Source organism: Actinotalea solisilvae (assembly GCF_016464425.1).
Classification (GTDB): domain Bacteria; phylum Actinomycetota; class Actinomycetes; order Actinomycetales; family Cellulomonadaceae; genus Actinotalea; species Actinotalea solisilvae.
Window position 1 is genome coordinate 115,516 of record NZ_JADDKQ010000006.1, and the last position, 16,737, is coordinate 132,252.

Here is a 16,737-nt window from a genome sequence, read left to right on the forward strand (position 1 = left end):
TGTCGTCATGTCGATCGAGGACCCCTGGGACCGCGCCACGGCCCGGACGTACGACACCCCGGGCACCGGCATGTTCGCGCCCGAGGTGCTCGGCCCGACCGTCGACCGGCTCGCCGCCCTCGCGGGCGGGGGCCGCGCCCTCGAGCTCGCCGTCGGCACGGGCCGCGTCGCCGTCCCGCTGGCCGAGCGCGGCGTCCCGGTGAGCGGCATCGAGCTCTCGCCGGCCATGGTCGAGCAGCTCCGGACGAAGGTCGACGAGGACGCGGTCCCCGTCGTCGTGGGCGACATGGCGAGCGCCAGGGCGCCGGGCGAGTTCAGCCTCGTCTACCTCGTCTACAACACGATCTCCAACCTGCTCACGCAGGACGGGCAGGTCGCGTGCTTCCGCAACGCCGCGCGCCACCTCACCCCGGGCGGGTGCTTCGTCGTCGAGCTCTGGGTGCCCGAGCTGCGTGCCCTGCCGCCGGGCCGCGAGGCGACCGTGTGGCACAGCGAGCCCGGCTACCTCGGCATCGACACCTACGACGTGCTCGCGCAGCGCGTCGTGTCCCACCACGTGCGCTTCGGCGACGGGACGGACGCGCAGCTGTTCCGCAGCGCGCACCGCTACGTGTGGCCGTCCGAGCTGGACCTCATGGCGCGGCTCGCGGGGCTCGTCCTCGAGGACCGGTGGGCGGACTGGGACGGGTCGCCGTTCACGGCGGACTCCCGGTCGCACGTCTCGGTGTACCGGTTGCCCCAGGACCAGCCCGTCGGCGGACCCCGTGCCGCCGGCTGAGCGCGGGCCCGCCGCCGCCGCGACGGCGACGCTCCGCGCGTCCGACGGCACGCTCCTCGCCGTCCACGAGCGCGGCACCGGCGAGCCGCTCCTGTGCCTCCCCGGCGGCCCCATGCGCGCCTCGCGGTACCTCGGCGACCTCGGCGGCCTCACCGCGCAGCGCCGGCTCCTCCTGCTCGACCTGCGCGGCACCGGGGACTCCGCGCCGTCCGCCGACGCGTCGGGCTACCGGGCGGACCGCCTCGTCGACGACGTCGAGGCGCTGCGCGTCGACCGAGGGCTGGACCGGATGGACGTGCTCGGCCACTCCGCGGGCGCGACGCTCGCGCTCCTCTGGGCGACGCGGCACCCCGAGCGCGTGCGCCGCCTCGTGCTCGTGACGCCCAGCCTGCGTGCCGTCGGCATCGAGGTCTCCGACGCGGACCGGCGCGCGACGGCGGACCGGCGCGCGGGAGAGCCGTGGTTCGCCGCCGCGTCGGCCGCGCTGGACGCGGTCGCGTCGGGGCGCGGGACGCCCGAGGACGAGGAGGCCGTCACGCCCTTCTTCTACGGCCGCTGGGACGACGCCGCGCGTCGCCACCACGAGGCGGGGGCCGACGAGCGCGACGACGCGCTCTCCCGGGCCTTCGCGGACCCCGGCGCGCTCGACCCCGACGGCACCCGCGCGGCCCTCGCCTCCCTCGACGCGCCGGTGCTCGTCCTCGCCGGCGCCGAGGACGTGAACTCCCCACCGCAGCGGCTCGCGCTGCTCGCGGACCTGGCCCGCCATGGCTCCCTGCACGTGCTGGCCCGTGCCGGGCACTACCCGTGGCTCGACGACCCGGGTGCGTTCACGCGCGTCGTGGGTGGGTTCGTGGCCGGTCAGGACCCGGAGGCGCCGGGAAGGTCGCCCGTGACGTCGTCGTAGGTCGCCGCCGCCGGCAGGGTGGCGGGTGCGTAGACGAGCCGCAGCACGCCGGTCGGCAGGGCCTCGGAGCTGACGAGGCGCAGCGGGTAGATCGGCTCGCCCTCGTCGAAGAGGCGCTCGCCCTTGCGGGCCGCGACCGGGTGCACGAGGAGCCGCAGCTCGTCGAGCAGCCCGGCCGCGAGCAGCTGGCGCACGACGGAGATCGAGCCCGCCACCAGGATCTTGCCGACGCCCGGGTCCGCAGCGATCGCGCGCACCGCGTCGACGAGCTCTCCGTCGATGCGCTCGACGTTGCGCCAGCCGAGGTCCTGGCTGCCGCGGGTCGCGACGACCTTGCGCACGTCGCCGAGCTGCGCCGCGAAGGCGGCGTCCTCGCCGCCCGCGGCCTCCCGGTCCGGCCACGCCCCGGCGAAGCTGTCGTAGGTCACGCGGCCGAGGAGGAGGACGTCGACGTCCTCGTAGTCCTCGCCGACGGCCTCGCCCATGCGCTCGTCGAAGTACGGGAAGTGCCAGTCGGGGTCGATCTCTGCCACGCCGTCGAGCGAGATGAAGAGCGTGGAGATGATCGTCGCCATGGGTGACCTCCCAGTCGTCGGGCCGCGCCGTGCGGCGACACGATCCCATCAGACCGGTGCCCACCTCGGAAGTCATCGGGGTGGTGCTCGGTGGGCGCCGTCGGCGGGGCCACGCGACACTGGCCGCCGTGACGCGCGACCGCGCGTCCGGGCAGGAGGACGCCGTGCGGCGCAGGACGATCGTCATCACCGGGGCGAGCGACGGCATCGGCGCGGCCGCGGCCCGGGAGCTCGCCGGACGCGGTGAGCGCGTCGTCGTCGTGGGTCGGTCGCCCGAGAAGACGGCGGCCGTGGCGCGCGCCCTCGGCGCCGAGCACCTCGTCGCCGACTTCGCCCGGCTCGACGACGTCCGCGAGCTCGCCGCGCATCTCGAGGACCGGGTGGACCAGATCGACGTCCTCGTCAACAACGCGGGCGGCATCTTCGGGCGGCGCACCCTGACGCGCGACGGCCACGAGACGACCTTCCAGGTGAACCACCTCGCGCCCTTCCTGCTCACGTCGCTCCTGCTCGACCGGCTCCGCGCCGCGGGGACCTCGACCGTGGTGACCACGTCGAGCGCGGCGCACCGCTTCGGCCGGATTGACCTCGACGACCTCGACGCCGAGCGCGGCTACTCGGCGAACCGCGCCTACGGCACGAGCAAGCTCGCCAACATCCTCTTCACGCGTGGCCTGCACGCGCGGCACGCCCACGACGGCGTCGCCGCGGTCGCGTTCCACCCGGGCACCGTCGCGACCAACTTCAGCGCGGCGTCCACGAGCTGGTTCCGCCTCGTCTACCGCACGCCGCTGCGGCGGCTGCTGCTCACCTCCGCCGACGAGGGCGGCTCGCACCTGGTGTGGTTCGTCGACGGCGAGCCGGGCCGCACATGGCTCCCGGGCGGGTACTACGACCTGCGCCGGCACGCGGCGCCCACCCCGCAGGCGCTCGACGACGCTCTCGTCGACGGGCTGTGGCGGCGCAGCGCCGAGCGGGTCGGTGTGCCCGTGTAGGACCGCCGCCGGGACCGGCGAGCCGTCCGGGTCACACCACCGCGAGCACCCGCGGCGGCGCCGCGAGCCGGCCCCGGGCGGCGTCGAGCAGGTCGTCCGCGCGGCCCGCCCCGCGGCCCGAGCAGACGGCCGCCGAGCGGAGCGCGACGGGCCCCGACGGCGTCGCGAACGTCGCGGCGAGCGACGCCTGCACGCGGTCGAGCGCCGCGGCCGCGTCCGGGGCCGCGACCGGGCCGACGAGCGTCCCGACGAGGCCGAACTCGGCGTCGCCCGTGCGACCGAGGTCCCAGCCCGGCGGCGTGGCCGCCCGCAGGTGCGTCGCGGCCCGTCGCACGAGGTCGTCCGAGGGTGCGAAGGGTGCGCCGCCCAGCGGCTCGAGCCGCAGGACGACGAGGGCGACGCGGTGCGCGGAGCCGGCGGAGCGGGCGAGCCGGTCGGCCGCCGCGGCGCGGACGTGGGCCAGGTTGGCCAGCCCGGTCCCGGCGTCCTGGAGCGTGCGGACCGCGAGCAGCGACGTCAGGGCGCGGATGAGGTCGGACGGCGCGGCGATCCGCCACTCCGCCGACCGCACGAGCACCGGGTCGTACCGGCTCTCCTCCGCGCGGGCGGTCACGGCCAGCGCGGCCTCGACGACACCCGTCGCGGCGTCGAGCACGAGCGGGGACCAGTCCGCGACGTCGGCGGCGACGCCCCGCGCGAGCAGGGCACGGCCGAAGCCGAGCTCGCCCGAGACGGAGCCGAAGAAGCGCGTGCGCGTCACGAGGCCGATCCGGTCGTCGGCGGCCGGTGCAGCGCGACGCAGTCCAGGTGGGGCGTGCGGAACGCCCGCTCGAGCCGGCCGAGCGGCAGGTCGGCGTCCATGATCTCGGCCGGCGTCGCGGCCTCGCCGACGGTCGTCGCGAGCGACGTCCCGGCGTCGGTGGTGCGGGGGAGCAGGTGGCGCAGGAGCGCGAGGTCGGTCGGCACGGCGCCATCCTGGCGGCCGCGTCCGCGCCACCGGGCACGGGGGACCGTGCCGTCACACGGTGTTCGGCGAAGGTTCACCGTCACTGCTGCGGACGGGCGACGGCGCGGCGGACTCGCCGCGCGCCACCTCCTCGGTGCGGGCGCAAGCCGGGCGCAGGGGTGTCCGGCTCACCGTCCAGCGATGCGACATCTCGGTCATCGGCTGCGGTCGCCGTGACGTGCTCAGCGAGGCCGGGGTCCAGTCACCTGCAGCACCAGAGCGCACGGTCATGCCGATGAGCGTGAAGTTGAGCGCCACGGCCACCAGGTGTGGACAGTCAGAGACCTAGCGACCCGGCCGCATGAGGGCGAACCGTTCGCGCGAGGCCCGTTCGACTGCCTCCCCGACGCCCGGCCCGCGTACCCAGGCGAGGACGTCTGGAAGCGTCTGGCGCCAGCTCACGCCCTCTGGGAGCTGGTCGGGCAGACGGCCGTCGGCCTGCCTCGAGGCGCGGGCTGGGAACACCTCGCCGTAGGTTCGGCCGCTGCGTGCGGCCAGAAGGAGGTCGTACTGCCACGCGTCGGCTCCGGGCTCGACGGCCACGTCGAGCAGCCACTGCGAGCGGTCCACCGTGATCCGGACCTCCGCGGGTCCCCTGAACACGAACCGCGCGCCGAACGCACCTTCGCCGCTTTGTGACGACAGGCCGTAGCCGTTGGCGAGCAACCAAGCGACGGTCGCCTGAACATCCACCGGTGAATCGGACCGGAAGAACTCATCGGCGACGAGCGGGTTCACGGAACCGAGACTACGAGCCGGCGGCCGAACACCCGCTCATGCCACTCATGGCAGGAGGAACATCGTCGTCCGCTCATGCCGCTGACCGGAGACCCTGACGGCGCGCTCCGTCGTGCCGGTGCGTGGGACTCTGCCTGCGAACCCGCGCTCGGCGCGAGCCTGCCCGTTCGAGCCGGGCCGGGAGGGCCGCACGCTCGGTTCGACGGCGCTGCTGCGGACGGGCGACGCGTGCGCTGCGGTGACGTCCGGCCTTGTGCGGTCGGGTCAGTGGCGGGCGGCCGCGCTCGACGCGGTCGTCGACGTCGGGGCCACGGCGAGGCTCGGGCGCTCCGCGGCGGCGCGCGCGACCTCCTCGGTGCGCAGGCGCACGCGCGCCTGGAAGCGTCCGGCCGCGCTGTAGCGGCTGCGCAGCTGCGCGCCGGCGTCGGGTCCGGGCGTGCGGGCCGGCGGCGTCGGGTGCGAGGTGCTGGTCATGCCCTGTACTTCGGCCGGTCGGCCGGGGGAATTGACACGGCCGCGCCCGTCGCTGGTGTGGCGTCGCGCACACCCGGGTCCGTCACCCCAGGGGGTGGGACCCCGTGCGCCCCGGACGCGGGCACGGCAGGCTGGGCGCAGCCGCACCGAGGGGGCCTGCATGATCCCGCGCACCGACCGCTACCTCGCCTTCGACCGCGTCGACGCCGTCGAGGACGCCCCGCACGGCCTGGCCGCGTCGCTGCACGGCGAGCGCCTGCGCGTGGACGTCGTGCGGGACGACGTCGTGCGGCTCTGGCTGAGCCGGGGCGGTCGGTTCGACGACCCGCCCACGCACGCGGTGTGCGTGGACCCGCTCGCGGGCGACGCCGCCTTCGAGGTCGAGCGCGCGGACGACGTCGTCCGGCTGCGGACCGCCGCGCTCGTCGTCTCGCTGTGGCTCGACCCCTTCCGGGTCGACGTGCACCGCACCGACGGGAGCCCCGTGGTCGAGACGGCGCCGCGCGGCGACGGCTACGCGGCCTACGCGACGCTCAACGACGCGTTCGTGCTGCGCCGTCGGTGCCGGCCCGAGGACGCGATCTACGGGCTCGGTGAGAAGACGGGCACGCACGACCGCCGCGGCCGCGCCTTCACGCTGTGGAACACCGACGTGCTCAACCCCGACGCGGTGGGCGCGATCGCCGCGACGCTGCACGCCGACGACCCGCGAGCCGACAGCGCGAGCACCGAGTTCGACCCCTACTACGTCTCGATCCCGTTCTTCCACCACCAGTCGTGGCCCGGTGGCGCGGTCGCGTCGTCGTTCCTCGACAACGGGTACCGGGTCGCCTACGACTTCACCGCGCCGGACGAGTACGTGGTGCACGCCGCGGGCGGGCAGTGGTGCGAGTACGTGTTCGCCGGGCCGCGCCTGCCTGACGTGCTCGAGGCGTACACGTGGCTCACGGGCCGCACGCCCCTGCCCCCGCTGTGGTCGCTGGGCTTCCACCAGTCCCGCTGGCACGCGTACGACCAGGACGCCGTCGAGGCGCTCGCGCGGCGCCACCGCGAGCTCGGCGTGCCGTGCGACGCGCTGTGGCTCGACATCGACTACATGGACGGCTACCGCGTCTTCACGTGGGACCGCGAGCGGTTCCCCGACCCGCAGGGGATGCTCGCGCGGCTGCGCGAGGACGGCGTCCGCGTCATCACGATCATCGACCCTGGCGTCAAGGCCGAGCCGGGCTACGCCGTCTACGACGAGGCGCTCGAGCAGGGGCTGCTGTGCCGGACCGAGGGCGGCGACGTCTACGTCGGGCAGGTCTGGCCGGGGCGCACCGCGTTCCCGGACTTCGCGACGCCCGAGGCGCGCGCGTGGTGGGGCGGGCTCAACGCCGAGCACGTCCGCTCGGGCCTCGCGGGGATCTGGAACGACATGAACGAGCCCGCCACGGGCGACGTCGACCCGGCGACCATGCGGTTCGACCGCGGGCGGCACCCGCACGAGCGTTTCCACAACCAGTACGCGCTGCTCATGGCCATGGGCACCGTCGAGGGGCTGCGCGCCGCGATGCCGGACCTGCGGACGTTCGTGCTCACCCGCGCGGGCTCGCCGGGCATCCAGCGGTATGCCGCGCACTGGATGGGCGACAACCAGTCCAGGTGGGACCACCTGTGGCTGAGCATCCCCATGGCCTGCGGCTTCGGCCTCTCGGGCCAGGCGTTCGTCGGCGCCGACGTCGGCGGGTTCTTCGGCAGCACCGAGGGCGAGCTGTTCCTCCGGTGGATGCAGTACGGCGCCCTGACCCCGTTCTTCCGCAACCACTCGGCGGCTGGGAACGTCGACCAGTACGTGTGGGCGTTCGGCGACGCCGTGCTCGACGCCGCGCGCGAGGCGATCCGCCTGCGCTACCGCCTGCTGCCCTACCTCTACAGCGCGTTCGTCACCGCGTCCGAGACGGGCCTGCCCGTGCAGCGGCCGCTCGTGCTCGACCACCAGGACGACGCCGCGGTGCGCGACCTCGACGACGAGTTCCTGCTCGGGCCGCACCTGCTCGTGGCGCCGGTGGTCGCGCCGGGCACGACCCACCGGCACGTGTACCTGCCCGCGGGCGAGTGGGTGGAGCGGCACACGGGCGAGCGCGCCCACGGGCCGCGCTGGGTGCTCGCGCCGACGCCGATGGACCGCATCCCGGTGTTCGTCCGCGCGGGCGCGGTGGTGCCGATGTGGACGGACGCGCCCGCCTCGACCGCCGACCCGGCGCCGACGGTCCTCGAGCTGCACGCCTACCTCGCCCAGGCCGACGGCGTCGTCACGTCGATGCTCCAGGAGGACGACGGCGTCACGACGGCGGCGCTCGACGGGGCGTTCGTCCGGACGACGTTCGAGCTCGAGCGAGCGGGATCGAGGGTGACCCTGCGGGCGTCGGTGGAGGGCGACGGGTTCCCGGAGCACCGGCGCACGGAGCTCCGCGTCGTCCTGCACGGGGCCGCCGCGGACGTCCGCGCCCGGCTCGACGGCGCCGACGTCGCCGTGACCGACGGCGCGGTCGCGGTCCCGAACCGCGGGACGCCGTTCACGCTCGAGGTGGACGAGGGCTCGGGGCGTCAGGCGCGCGCCGAGTAGTGGGTCAGGGCGCAGCGCCACCGGCCGTCCTGCCGGACGAAGACGTCGGTGGTCCACTCGTCCGCGTCGTACCGGTGCCCCTCGTGGTGGGCCGTGCTCGTGAGTCGCGCGGTGAGCAGGGCGGTGTCGCCCAGGACGCGCACCCGGGTGGGCCCGACCGCCGCCATGGCGGAGTGCGTCAGCGCGCCGGACGCCACGAGCCCGAGCAGGCGGGTGCCGGGCGAGACGCCCGACGCGTCCACGACCACCCAGTCGTCGGTGACGAACCCGGCCATGCGGTCGGCGTCGTTCGCGACGATCGCCTCACGCCAGCGCTCGGCGAGCGCGAGCAGCTCGCGCACGACGGCGTCGTCCGCGGGCGTCGGGTCGTCCGGCCCGGCGGCCCCGGGGGGGCCCGGCGTGCTCAGGAGCTCGCCCCCTGCGGGTGCTCGATGGTGCAGTCCGGTCCGGGGAACACGACCGCCTCGTGGCCGTCCTCGTAGCGGACGCGGTACGGCGGCGCGCCGTCGGCGCCCTGGACGGCGACGACCTCGGCGATCTGCGGTCCCTTCCCGACCGCCCGGCTGTGGACGTGCAGGCGGTCTCCGACGTCGGCGCGCATGACTTCCTCCTGGTTCCGGGCCGTCCGGTGGGCCACTCCCAGCCTGCACCCGCCCCGCCGCGCGAGGAAGGGCCGGAGGGCCACCGCGTGCGGCCAGGACGCCCGGACGCGAACGTCCGTGCACCGGGACGCGATCACGACGGCGCGGTACGCCCGGACGCTCGCACGGGCGAGGGCGACGCCACGACCTCCGCGAAGAGCCGCTCGTAGTCGGCGACCATCCGCCCCGCGGAGAAGCGCGCGATCGCGTCCGCACGGCACCGCGCCCGGTCGAGCCCGCCGACGGCGCGGACCGCGTCGACCGCGCCCGCGACGTCCGTCACGAGGAACCCGTCGACCCCGGGCCGCACGAGCTCGGGCAGCGAGCCCCGTGGGTGCGCGACGACGGGGGTGCCGGTCACGAGGGACTCCACGACGGACAGCCCGAACGGCTCGTCGAAGTCGACGAGGTGCAGCAGCGCGAGCGCCCGGCCGAGCAGCCGCTCGCGCTCGGCCGGCCCGACCGGGCCGGCGTAGGTGACGGCGTGCCCGTCCAGGTGGGGCGCGACGGCGTCGGCGAAGTACTCCTCGTCCTGGACGATGCCCGCGACCACCAGCGGCAGGCCGGCGCGACGGGCCACCTCGATCGCCGTCGCCGTCCCCTTGTCGGGGTGGATCCGGCCCAGGAAGAGCAGGTACCCGCCGTCCCCGGCGCCCGCGGCGAAGCGCTCGACCTCGATGCCGTGGTGGATCGTCGCCGCGTAGCCGAGGTCCGGGTGGCGGTCGGCGTCGCTGATCGCGACGTAGTGCACGACGTCGTCGTAGGCGCGGTAGACCGGGACGATGCGCTCGGAGGAGAAGCCGTGCACGGTGGTGACCACCGGCGTCGTCGTCAGCCGGCTGAAGACGAGCGGCAGGAAGTCGAACTGGTTGCTGACGACGTCGAACTCCCCGGCGCGCTCGAAGACCGCGGCGATGTGCAGGGCCTCGAGCACCTTGGCGTCGAGCGAAAGGTCCTCCTCGTAGCCCGTCGGCGCCACGGCGTGCAGGTGCGCCGAGGTCAGCGAGTCGGCGGTCGCGAAGAGCGTCACGTCGTGGCCGCGCGCGACGAGGCCCTCGGCGAGGGTGGACGCGACCTGCTCCCACGGCCCGTAGGAGCGCGGCGGGACGCGGTGGGCGATCGAGGCGAGCACGGCGACCCTGACGGTGACCTCCCGGTGTCCCGGTGACCGTACGCCGCCGGACGCCCGGGTGTGACCTGGTCGTCCCGATCGGTCCGGCTCTGCCCGGGCTGGACCGTTATCGCACTGTTACAGTCGGGAGTGCGGTGCGACGTGGCCCGGATCTCTCCGGCACCCTCGCCCGCCGGCCCGACCCACCCGCGGCCCACCCCCACCGTGCACGTGCGGCCCCCTGCCGCAGACGACGTGGAAGAAGTGACCATGGCCCAGCGCATCGGCATCCTGTCCACCTACCCCTCGACGCAGTGCGGCATCGCGACCTTCTGCGAGGCGCTCGCCGACCAGCTCGTCGAGGACGGGGCGGAGGTCGGCGTCGTCCGCCTGGTCGACGCCCCCGAGCCCCTGCGGCCGCCGGTGGTGCACCAGTGGCTCCCGGGCGGCGACGCCGCCGCCGTGGCCGCGGTGCTCGACACCTACGACGTCGTCGTCGTCCAGCACGAGTACGGCATCTTCGGCGGGCCGGACGGCCAGGACGTCCTCGACGTCGTCGCGCGCCTGCGGGTGCCCGTGATCACGGTGACCCACACCGTGCTCACCGACCCCACGCTCAACCAGCGGCGCGTGCTCGCCCGGCTCGTCGACCACTCCGACGCGGTCGTGACGATGACGCGGACCGCCAAGGACCGGCTCGTCGCGGGCTGGCGCGTCGACCCCCGCCGCGTCTCGGTGATCCCGCACGGCGCCGTGGACAACAGGTCCGCCTCGGGCGCCCGCGCCGGACGTCCCGTCGTCCTGACGTGGGGCCTGCTCTCCGAGGGCAAGGGGATCGAGTGGGCGCTGCACGCGCTCGCCGACCTCCGCGACCGCACCGAGCTCCCGCGGTACCGCGTGGTGGGCCAGACGCACCCCCGCGTCCGCGAGCGCGAGGGCGAGGCCTACCGCGAGGGCCTCGTCGAGCTGACCCGGCGCCTCGGCCTCACGGACAGCGTGGAGTTCGACGCGCGCTACCTCTCGGGGCCCGAGCTGCGGGAGGTCGTGCGCCACGCCGACGTCGTGCTGCTGCCCTACGACTCGCTCGAGCAGGTCACGTCCGGCGTGCTCACCGAGGCGGTCGCGGCGGGCAAACCGGTCATCAGCACCCGGTTCCCGCACGCCGTCGAGCTGCTCGCGGACGGCGCCGGCGCGCTCGTGCCCCGGCGCGACCCCGCGGCGCTCGCCGACGCGCTCGAGCACGTGCTCACCGGGCCCGGTGTCGCTGGACGGATGGCGGCGGCGTCGCGCTCCGCCGCAGCGACGCTGCTGTGGCCCGCCGTGTCGCGCGCCTACCTCGACCTCGCCGCCTCCCTCGTGTCCGTCTCGTCCCTCGTGCGCGCCGACGTCCGCTCGGCCGTCTGATGGGCGCGCCGCGGTTCGACCACCTGCTCCACCTCACGACGGCGACCGGGCTCTGGGAGCACGCCCTCCTCACGGCCCCGCGCACCGAGCACGGGATGTGCGTGGACGACGTGGCGCGCGCCCTCGTCGTCGTCGTCCGCACGCCCGACCCGTCACCGGCGCTGCTGGCGCTCGCGCGCACCTCCCTGGCGTTCCTGCTCGACGCGCAGGGTGAGGACGGCCGGATGCACAACCGGCGGCACGCCGACGGCCGCTGGCTCGACGCGCAGTCCGACGGCGACCACTGGGGCCGCGCGCTGTGGGCGTTCGGCACCGCCGTCGCGCACTCGCCGGACGCGGCCGTCGTCGCCGGGGCGCGCCTCGGCGCCGCCCGGGCGGTGCGCGCCCGGTGCGAGCACCCGCGCGCCATGGCCTACGCCGCGCTCGGGGCCGTCGAGCTGCTGCGCCGGGCGCCCGACGACGCGGCGGCGCACCGCGTGCTGCACGACGCGCGGCTCGCGCTGCCCCTCTCCGCGGGCCCCGGGGCGCGGTGGCCCTGGCCGTACGAGCGGCTCACCTACGCCAACGCGGTGCTGCCCGAGGCGATGATCGCGATCGGCGCGGCGCTGCACGACGGCGACCTGCGGCACGCCGGCCTGGTGCTCCTCGGCTGGCTCGAGGACGAGCAGACGGTCGACGGGCACCTGTCCGTCGTGCCCGCCGCCGGGCGCGCGCCCGGCGACCCCCGGCCCGCCTTCGACCAGCAGCCGATCGAGGTCGTCGCCCTCGCCGAGGCCGCGCGCACCGCGTGGTCGGCCACGAGGGACCGGCGCTGGCGCGACCTCCTCGCGCGCTGCGTGGCGTGGTTCGAGGGGGACAACGACGCACGCGTGCCGCTGCGCGACGCCGCGACCGGCGGCTGCTGCGACGGCCTCGAGCGCCGCTCCGTCAACCGCAACCAGGGCGCCGAGTCCACGCTCGCGTGGCTCGCGACGGAGCAGCTCGCCCTCGCGCTCGACCGCGAGCTGGGCCCGGTCGGCCGCCGGTGACCCGTCCCGGCCGGGCGTGGGTCCACCGGACCGCCCACGAGCTGCGTCCCGACCCCACGCGGGTGGTGGCCCTGCCCTTCCTGCCCGGCCAGGAGCCCGCCGCCCCGGGACGCTGGCGGTCGGCGGACCTCCTGTCCCGCGTCCTCGCGCTGAGCGACGCCGAGGTGGTGGCCGAGCTCGACGCGGTGCGACGGGCGTTCACCCGCCGGCACCGGGGGCTCGAGGCGACGTGGCGCGCGCACGCCGCGCTCCTGGCGCACCGGCTCCCGGTCGGCACGCGGCTCTCGGCCGACCGCGAGCACCTCGTCGGCGCCTACTTCACCAAGGAGTACGCCCTCCAGGGCGCGGCGGTCCTCAACCCCTCGCTCGTGGCGCACCCCGACCAGTCCGGCCTCGCGGCGGGGACCCTCCGGTTCGCCATGACGCTGCGCGCCGTGGGGGAGGGGCACCTCTCGAGCGTCGAGTGGCGCACCGGCACGGTCGACGCCGCGGGCGCGGTCGAGCTCGACCCCGCGCCGGCCGTGGCCGTGCTGCCGACGGCGACGCCCGTGGCCTACGTCCGGGCCGACGTCGCCCGCCACCTCGAGGACCTCGGCGACGACGCCTTCGACGCCGACGACGACGCCGTGCTCGCCACGCTGGGAGCCCGGTTCACCGTCGAGGACCTCGAGCGCTCCCTCACCCGGCTGCGCGTCCAGCGCCCCGCCGAGGGGATGGCGCGGCTCGCGGAGCGCTTCGCGCGCATCGCCGCCGGGACGTGGGCCGTCGAGTACCCGGTCGACTCGACCCTGGCCGAGCGCGTGCTCATGCCGCGCGCACCGGCGGAGAGCAACGGCATCGAGGACGTGCGGATGCTGCGGCTCGTCGGCCCGGACGGCGGGGTCACCTACGCGGGGACCTACACGGCCTACGACGGCCGCGCGATCTCGCTCCAGCTGCTCCGCAGCACCGACCTGCGCCGGTTCGACGCCGCTCCGCTCAGCGGTCCGGGCGCGCGGGACAAGGGGCTCGCGATCTTCCCCCGTCAGGTCGGCGGCCGGTTCCTCGCGATGTCCCGCGCGGACCAGGAGAGCAACGCGGTCGCGGCCTCGGACGACCTCGTGCACTGGGACAGCCCGGTGCGCGTCGAGGCTCCGGACGAGCCGTGGGGCCTCGTGCAGCTCGGCAACTGCGGGCCGCCGGTCGAGACCGAGCGCGGGTGGGTCGTGCTCACGCACGGCGTCGGACCGATGCGGACGTACAGCATCGGCGCGCTGCTCCTCGACCTCGACGACCCCACGCGGGTCCTCGGGCGGCTCCGCGAGCCGCTGCTCAGCCCCGCCGAGGACGAGCGCTCGGGCTACGTCCCCAACGCCGTCTACTCGTGCGGCGCGCTGCTGCACGGCCGCACGCTCGTGGTGCCCTACGGCTGCAGCGACTCCCGTGCGCGGATCGCGACCGTCGAGCTCGACCCCCTGCTCGACGCGCTCGCACCCGAGCGACCCGTGCGGCACCGGGCGGTGCCGCGGTGACCGGCGAGCCGCCGGCGGCCACGTTCGCGAGGGCGTCGGTCCAGGCGAAGCCGTGGGGCCACGAGGTGATCTTCGCCGAGGGGGAGCACGGCTACGTCGGCAAGCTCATCAGCGTGACCGCCGGCTGCTCGCTGAGCCTGCAGCACCACGTGCGCAAGGACGAGACGATCAGCGTCGTCCGGGGCGAGGCCGTCGTGGAGCACGGACCGGACCCCGACCGGCTCGAGTCCCGCACGCTCGGGCCGGGCGACGTCGTCCACCTGCCCGCCGGCGTGCTCCACCGGATCACCGCGGTGAGCGACCTGCTCTTCGCCGAGGCGTCGACCGCGGGGCCGGGGTGGCGGACCGACGTCGTGCGGGTGTCGGACAGCTACGGCCGCGCCGGGAGCACGGCGCCCTGAGGGCCGCGCAGGCGTAGGCTGGGAGCAGTCCCGGGACGAAGGGCCGCCGACTGCGCGGCCCGCCACCCGGCACCTCAGGGAGGGCATCATGCCCGTCCAGCGCACGTCCTCGGACGACCCGTCCGCCACCCGCGACCGCAGCGCCCCCGCCCCGGCCGTCCCCGCGGCTGCCCCGCCCCCGGGTGCGGCGCCCGGGCCCGGCGGTCGACCCAGCCGCCTCGGCCCCGTCCGGCTCCCCGTGAGCCGCACGCGCGCGGGTGCGGCGTGGGTCGGCATCTCGCTCGGCGCTCTCGTGCTCGTGCTGCTCATCGTGTTCATGATGCAGAACACCGAGCCCGTCGAGGTCGTGTTCCTCGGCATGCGCGGGTCGGCGCCGCTCGCCCTGACGCTCCTCATCGCGGGCGTCGGCGTGGGGCTCGTCGCGCTGGTCGTCGGCAGCCTGCGCATCGGCCAGCTGCGGCGCCGCATCGGCGCCGACCGTCGCGCGGCCGAACCCGCATCCCGCACGGCCCCCTGACCGGGCGGGCCGACAGCGTCGTCGCCCCGCCCGTACCACCCCGGTGCTCCCGAGGCGTCCTGCCCACGGGACCGTGACCGGCCGCGCGGCGGAGGTCCACCGGGTGAAGTCCGGCGGTGCTCGTGCGTGCACGCGGCGCCGAGGGGCCTCGAGTCGATGATGGTCGGCGACCGGGACGAAAGTCCCGGCCCGCGCCGTCGATAAGAGGTGCAGAGGCCCCGACCGCGGGCGGTCCGTCGACGGAAGGCTCCGCCGCATGTCCGCACGCACGTCCCTCAGCCGCGCGGGGCAGGTCGCCGTCGCCGGCGCCGTCGTCACCGCGCTCGGCGCCGCCCCGGCCGCCGCGCTCCCCGGTGTCGCACCCGAGTTCGAGCTCGTCGGGCCCTCGGGCACCGTCGACACCGACTCCGTCTCCCTCGCGATCGTCGACCTGCTCGGCGGCGAGGACGCGCCTGTCGAGGCGCTCGTCGAGGTCAACGGCGACGCGGCCTGGTGGTTCGACCTCAGCCAGCCCTACCCGCTCGACGGCCTCCTCGACGGCACGTACGACGTCGTCGTCACCGCGCTGGACGCCGAGGGCGACGAGGCCGCGCAGTCCCTCAGCTTCACGGTCGACACGACCGTCGACGTGGTCCCGCCGAGCGTGGCCGACCAGTCGCTCACGCTCGCGCGCGGCGCGCTGTCCTTCGACCTCGACACGCTCGTCACCCCCGGCACGGGCGCGATCGAGTGGGTCGACCTGCTCGGGGCCGACGAGGAGCTCGGCGCGACGTACGACTGGGACACCCACGTCGTGACGTTCTCCCCGTGGGGACCCGGCACCTTCACCCTGACCTTCCAGGCCGGCGCGTGGACCGAGGGGTCCGACGGGCAGGACGAGACGTCGGGCGTCGGCACGCTCACCGTCCAGGTCGTCGCGCCGGTGATCTCGTTCGCCGCGAAGCCCGCCGCGAGCACGACGTCGACGTCGGCGCACTTCGAGATCGCCGCCGACTCGTCGGACGTCCAGGTCTCCTACGTCCTCGACCTGCCCCCGGGCGCGCAGAGCGCCAGCCCGGTGGACGTGCCCGGCACGACGATCGACCTCGCCGGCCTGGCCGTGGGCGCCCACACGATCCGCGTCGTCGTCGACAACGGCGTCACGTGGTCCGCGCTCGACCACGCGTGGGAGGTCACCGGCACCGCGACGCCCGGCACGCCGCCCGCGCCCGTCACACCGGTCGCCCCGGCCGCGCCCGCGGCGCCCGCCGCGCCGCAGGTCCTCGCGCCGACCGCCATCCCGGCGTCGGTCGTGGCCCGCGGCATCCGCTCGGGTGCGTCCGGCGAGGCCGTCGCGATCATCCAGCGCGCCGTGGGCGCCACCCCGGACGGGCTGTTCGGCAGCCGCACCCGCGCGGCCGTGATCGCCTTCCAGCGGTCGCACGGCCTGGTCCCCGACGGCATCGTCGGTCCGCTCACCTGGGCCGCGATCGTGGTGGCGGCCAACGGCGGCTCCTCCGTCGCGGCCCCCTCGGCGACGATCCCGGCGGCCCAGGTCGCCCGGGGCATCCGCCAGGGTGCGAGCGGCACGTCGGTCGCGGTGATCCAGCGCATCGTCGGCGTGGACGCCGACGGCCGGTTCGGCCCGCGCACGAAGGCCGCGGTCCGCGCCTGGCAGGCCGCGCACGGCCTCGTCGCCGACGGCATCGTCGGCCCGATCACCTGGGCGGCGATGAACGGCCGCTGAACGAGGACCACGACGAGGCCGCTCCCGCCTGCCGGTGGGGGCGGCCTCGTCGCGCCCCGCGCGGCGGCGCGGGTGGCCGTGCGACGGCCTGTCGAGCATCCGTGCAGACCGGCCGTGTCGAGATCGGGGGGCTACGCGCCGATGTTCGGACGCGAGCATCCGGACGAGGGGGCGGCGCTGTCGGCGGGTGAGCGGGTGGACAAAGGGGGCAATTCACCCGGCCTCCGCCCTTCCCTGGCGACCGCGCCGCGCGCCACAGTGTGACTGGGCTCACACCGGCGCCGACGGCGGCGTCGGGCGAGCCCCCGGGAGCTCTG

Annotated in this window: 19 protein-coding genes; 10 read left to right on the forward strand and 9 right to left on the reverse strand. The window is 75.9% G+C overall.

Annotated elements, in window-relative coordinates; genetic code table 11:
* The first annotated feature begins 7 nt into the window (after positions 1-7).
* Positions 8-778, forward strand: a complete 771-nt coding sequence (locus JIG38_RS06510) for a class I SAM-dependent DNA methyltransferase (RefSeq protein WP_199422948.1) — start codon at positions 8-10, stop codon at positions 776-778.
* On the forward strand, positions 765-1,685 hold the full coding sequence (locus JIG38_RS06515) for an alpha/beta fold hydrolase (RefSeq protein ID WP_307844642.1): 921 nt from the start codon (positions 765-767) through the stop codon (positions 1,683-1,685). The genes JIG38_RS06510 and JIG38_RS06515 overlap by 14 nt, the downstream gene beginning before the upstream one ends.
* Here the strand turns inward: JIG38_RS06515 and JIG38_RS06520 are convergent.
* Positions 1,640-2,260 (reverse strand): dihydrofolate reductase family protein, encoded by a 621-nt coding sequence (locus tag JIG38_RS06520; RefSeq protein ID WP_199422949.1) that lies wholly within the window; start codon positions 2,258-2,260, stop codon positions 1,640-1,642. The two genes, JIG38_RS06515 and JIG38_RS06520, sit on opposite strands and share 46 nt — an antisense overlap.
* Positions 2,261-2,388: 128 nt before the next feature.
* Between JIG38_RS06520 and JIG38_RS06525 the strand changes: the two genes are divergently transcribed.
* Positions 2,389-3,255, forward strand: coding sequence for an SDR family NAD(P)-dependent oxidoreductase (locus tag JIG38_RS06525; RefSeq protein ID WP_307844643.1), 867 nt, complete (start codon positions 2,389-2,391; stop codon positions 3,253-3,255).
* A gap of 31 nt (positions 3,256-3,286) precedes the next feature.
* Here the strand turns inward: JIG38_RS06525 and JIG38_RS06530 are convergent, their stop codons facing one another.
* The 5 genes from JIG38_RS06530 to JIG38_RS06550 all read right to left on the reverse strand — a co-directional run bounded on the left by JIG38_RS06530 (position 3,287) and on the right by JIG38_RS06550 (position 5,473).
* Entirely contained in the window at positions 3,287-4,015 is a 729-nt protein-coding gene (locus JIG38_RS06530; protein WP_199422950.1) for a hypothetical protein, read from the reverse strand.
* Complete coding sequence (locus tag JIG38_RS06535; protein ID WP_199422951.1) at positions 4,012-4,221, reverse strand: hypothetical protein; 210 nt, start codon at positions 4,219-4,221, stop codon at positions 4,012-4,014. The genes JIG38_RS06530 and JIG38_RS06535 overlap by 4 nt, the downstream gene beginning before the upstream one ends.
* Positions 4,222-4,273: 52 nt before the next feature.
* Positions 4,274-4,519 carry a hypothetical protein gene (locus JIG38_RS06540; RefSeq protein ID WP_199422952.1) on the reverse strand — a complete coding sequence of 82 codons (246 nt, stop codon included), beginning with the start codon at positions 4,517-4,519 and terminating at the stop codon, positions 4,274-4,276.
* 27 nt (positions 4,520-4,546) lie between these two features.
* Positions 4,547-4,999 carry a hypothetical protein gene (locus JIG38_RS06545; protein ID WP_199422953.1) on the reverse strand — a complete coding sequence of 151 codons (453 nt, stop codon included), beginning with the start codon at positions 4,997-4,999 and terminating at the stop codon, positions 4,547-4,549.
* Positions 5,000-5,263: 264 nt separating this feature from the next.
* On the reverse strand, positions 5,264-5,473 hold the full coding sequence (locus tag JIG38_RS06550; protein ID WP_199422954.1) for a hypothetical protein: 210 nt from the start codon (positions 5,471-5,473) through the stop codon (positions 5,264-5,266).
* A gap of 160 nt (positions 5,474-5,633) precedes the next feature.
* Here JIG38_RS06550 and JIG38_RS06555 point away from each other — a divergent pair, with 160 nt between their 5' ends.
* Entirely contained in the window at positions 5,634-8,081 is a 2,448-nt protein-coding gene (locus JIG38_RS06555; RefSeq protein ID WP_199422955.1) for a glycoside hydrolase family 31 protein, read from the forward strand.
* On the opposite strand, the gene JIG38_RS06560 is transcribed toward JIG38_RS06555, so the two are convergent.
* From JIG38_RS06560 to JIG38_RS20655, 3 genes are all read right to left on the reverse strand, one after another.
* On the reverse strand, positions 8,063-8,422 hold the full coding sequence (locus tag JIG38_RS06560) for a nuclear transport factor 2 family protein (RefSeq protein WP_199422956.1): 360 nt from the start codon (positions 8,420-8,422) through the stop codon (positions 8,063-8,065). The genes JIG38_RS06555 and JIG38_RS06560 overlap by 19 nt on opposite strands.
* A 62-nt stretch (positions 8,423-8,484) precedes the next feature.
* A complete protein-coding gene (locus tag JIG38_RS06565) occupies positions 8,485-8,682 on the reverse strand; it encodes a DUF1918 domain-containing protein (RefSeq protein WP_199422957.1) in 198 nt (65 codons plus the stop codon).
* A gap of 134 nt (positions 8,683-8,816) precedes the next feature.
* Positions 8,817-9,854, reverse strand: coding sequence for a glycosyltransferase family 4 protein (locus tag JIG38_RS20655; RefSeq protein WP_199422958.1), 1,038 nt, complete (start codon positions 9,852-9,854; stop codon positions 8,817-8,819).
* Positions 9,855-10,103: 249 nt separating this feature from the next.
* Here JIG38_RS20655 and JIG38_RS06575 point away from each other — a divergent pair, with 249 nt between their 5' ends.
* From JIG38_RS06575 to JIG38_RS06600, 6 genes are all read left to right on the forward strand, one after another.
* Entirely contained in the window at positions 10,104-11,237 is a 1,134-nt protein-coding gene (locus JIG38_RS06575; RefSeq protein ID WP_199422959.1) for a glycosyltransferase, read from the forward strand.
* Positions 11,237-12,265 carry a glycosyltransferase gene (locus tag JIG38_RS06580; RefSeq protein ID WP_199422960.1) on the forward strand — a complete coding sequence of 343 codons (1,029 nt, stop codon included), beginning with the start codon at positions 11,237-11,239 and terminating at the stop codon, positions 12,263-12,265. The genes JIG38_RS06575 and JIG38_RS06580 overlap by 1 nt, the downstream gene beginning before the upstream one ends.
* A 62-nt stretch (positions 12,266-12,327) precedes the next feature.
* Complete coding sequence (locus JIG38_RS06585) at positions 12,328-13,776, forward strand: glycoside hydrolase family 130 protein (protein ID WP_199422961.1); 1,449 nt, start codon at positions 12,328-12,330, stop codon at positions 13,774-13,776.
* The gene (locus JIG38_RS06590) at positions 13,773-14,177 is read left to right on the forward strand and encodes a cupin domain-containing protein (protein WP_199422962.1); all 405 of its coding nucleotides are present in this window, start codon (positions 13,773-13,775) and stop codon (positions 14,175-14,177) included. Before JIG38_RS06585 ends, JIG38_RS06590 begins: the two co-directional genes overlap by 4 nt.
* A gap of 88 nt (positions 14,178-14,265) precedes the next feature.
* On the forward strand, positions 14,266-14,694 hold the full coding sequence (locus JIG38_RS06595) for a LapA family protein (RefSeq protein WP_199422963.1): 429 nt from the start codon (positions 14,266-14,268) through the stop codon (positions 14,692-14,694).
* A gap of 256 nt (positions 14,695-14,950) precedes the next feature.
* Positions 14,951-16,420 carry a peptidoglycan-binding protein gene (locus JIG38_RS06600; protein ID WP_199422964.1) on the forward strand — a complete coding sequence of 490 codons (1,470 nt, stop codon included), beginning with the start codon at positions 14,951-14,953 and terminating at the stop codon, positions 16,418-16,420.
* Positions 16,421-16,737: the final 317 nt, after the last annotated feature.

Excerpts from the sequence above, each read along its gene's own strand:
- JIG38_RS06575 (WP_199422959.1), top strand. The coding sequence starts at position 10,104 with ATGGCCCAGCGCATCGGCATCCTGTCCACCTACCCCTCGACGCAGTGC.
- JIG38_RS06565 (WP_199422957.1), bottom strand. The coding sequence starts at position 8,682 with ATGCGCGCCGACGTCGGAGACCGCCTGCACGTCCACAGCCGGGCGGTC.
- JIG38_RS06595 (WP_199422963.1), top strand. The coding sequence starts at position 14,266 with ATGCCCGTCCAGCGCACGTCCTCGGACGACCCGTCCGCCACCCGCGAC.
- JIG38_RS06600 (WP_199422964.1), top strand. The coding sequence starts at position 14,951 with ATGTCCGCACGCACGTCCCTCAGCCGCGCGGGGCAGGTCGCCGTCGCC.
- JIG38_RS06580 (WP_199422960.1), top strand. The coding sequence starts at position 11,237 with ATGGGCGCGCCGCGGTTCGACCACCTGCTCCACCTCACGACGGCGACC.
- JIG38_RS06555 (WP_199422955.1), top strand. The coding sequence starts at position 5,634 with ATGATCCCGCGCACCGACCGCTACCTCGCCTTCGACCGCGTCGACGCC.
- JIG38_RS06550 (WP_199422954.1), bottom strand. The coding sequence starts at position 5,473 with ATGACCAGCACCTCGCACCCGACGCCGCCGGCCCGCACGCCCGGACCC.
- JIG38_RS06510 (WP_199422948.1), top strand. The coding sequence starts at position 8 with ATGTCGATCGAGGACCCCTGGGACCGCGCCACGGCCCGGACGTACGAC.
- JIG38_RS06520 (WP_199422949.1), bottom strand. The coding sequence starts at position 2,260 with ATGGCGACGATCATCTCCACGCTCTTCATCTCGCTCGACGGCGTGGCA.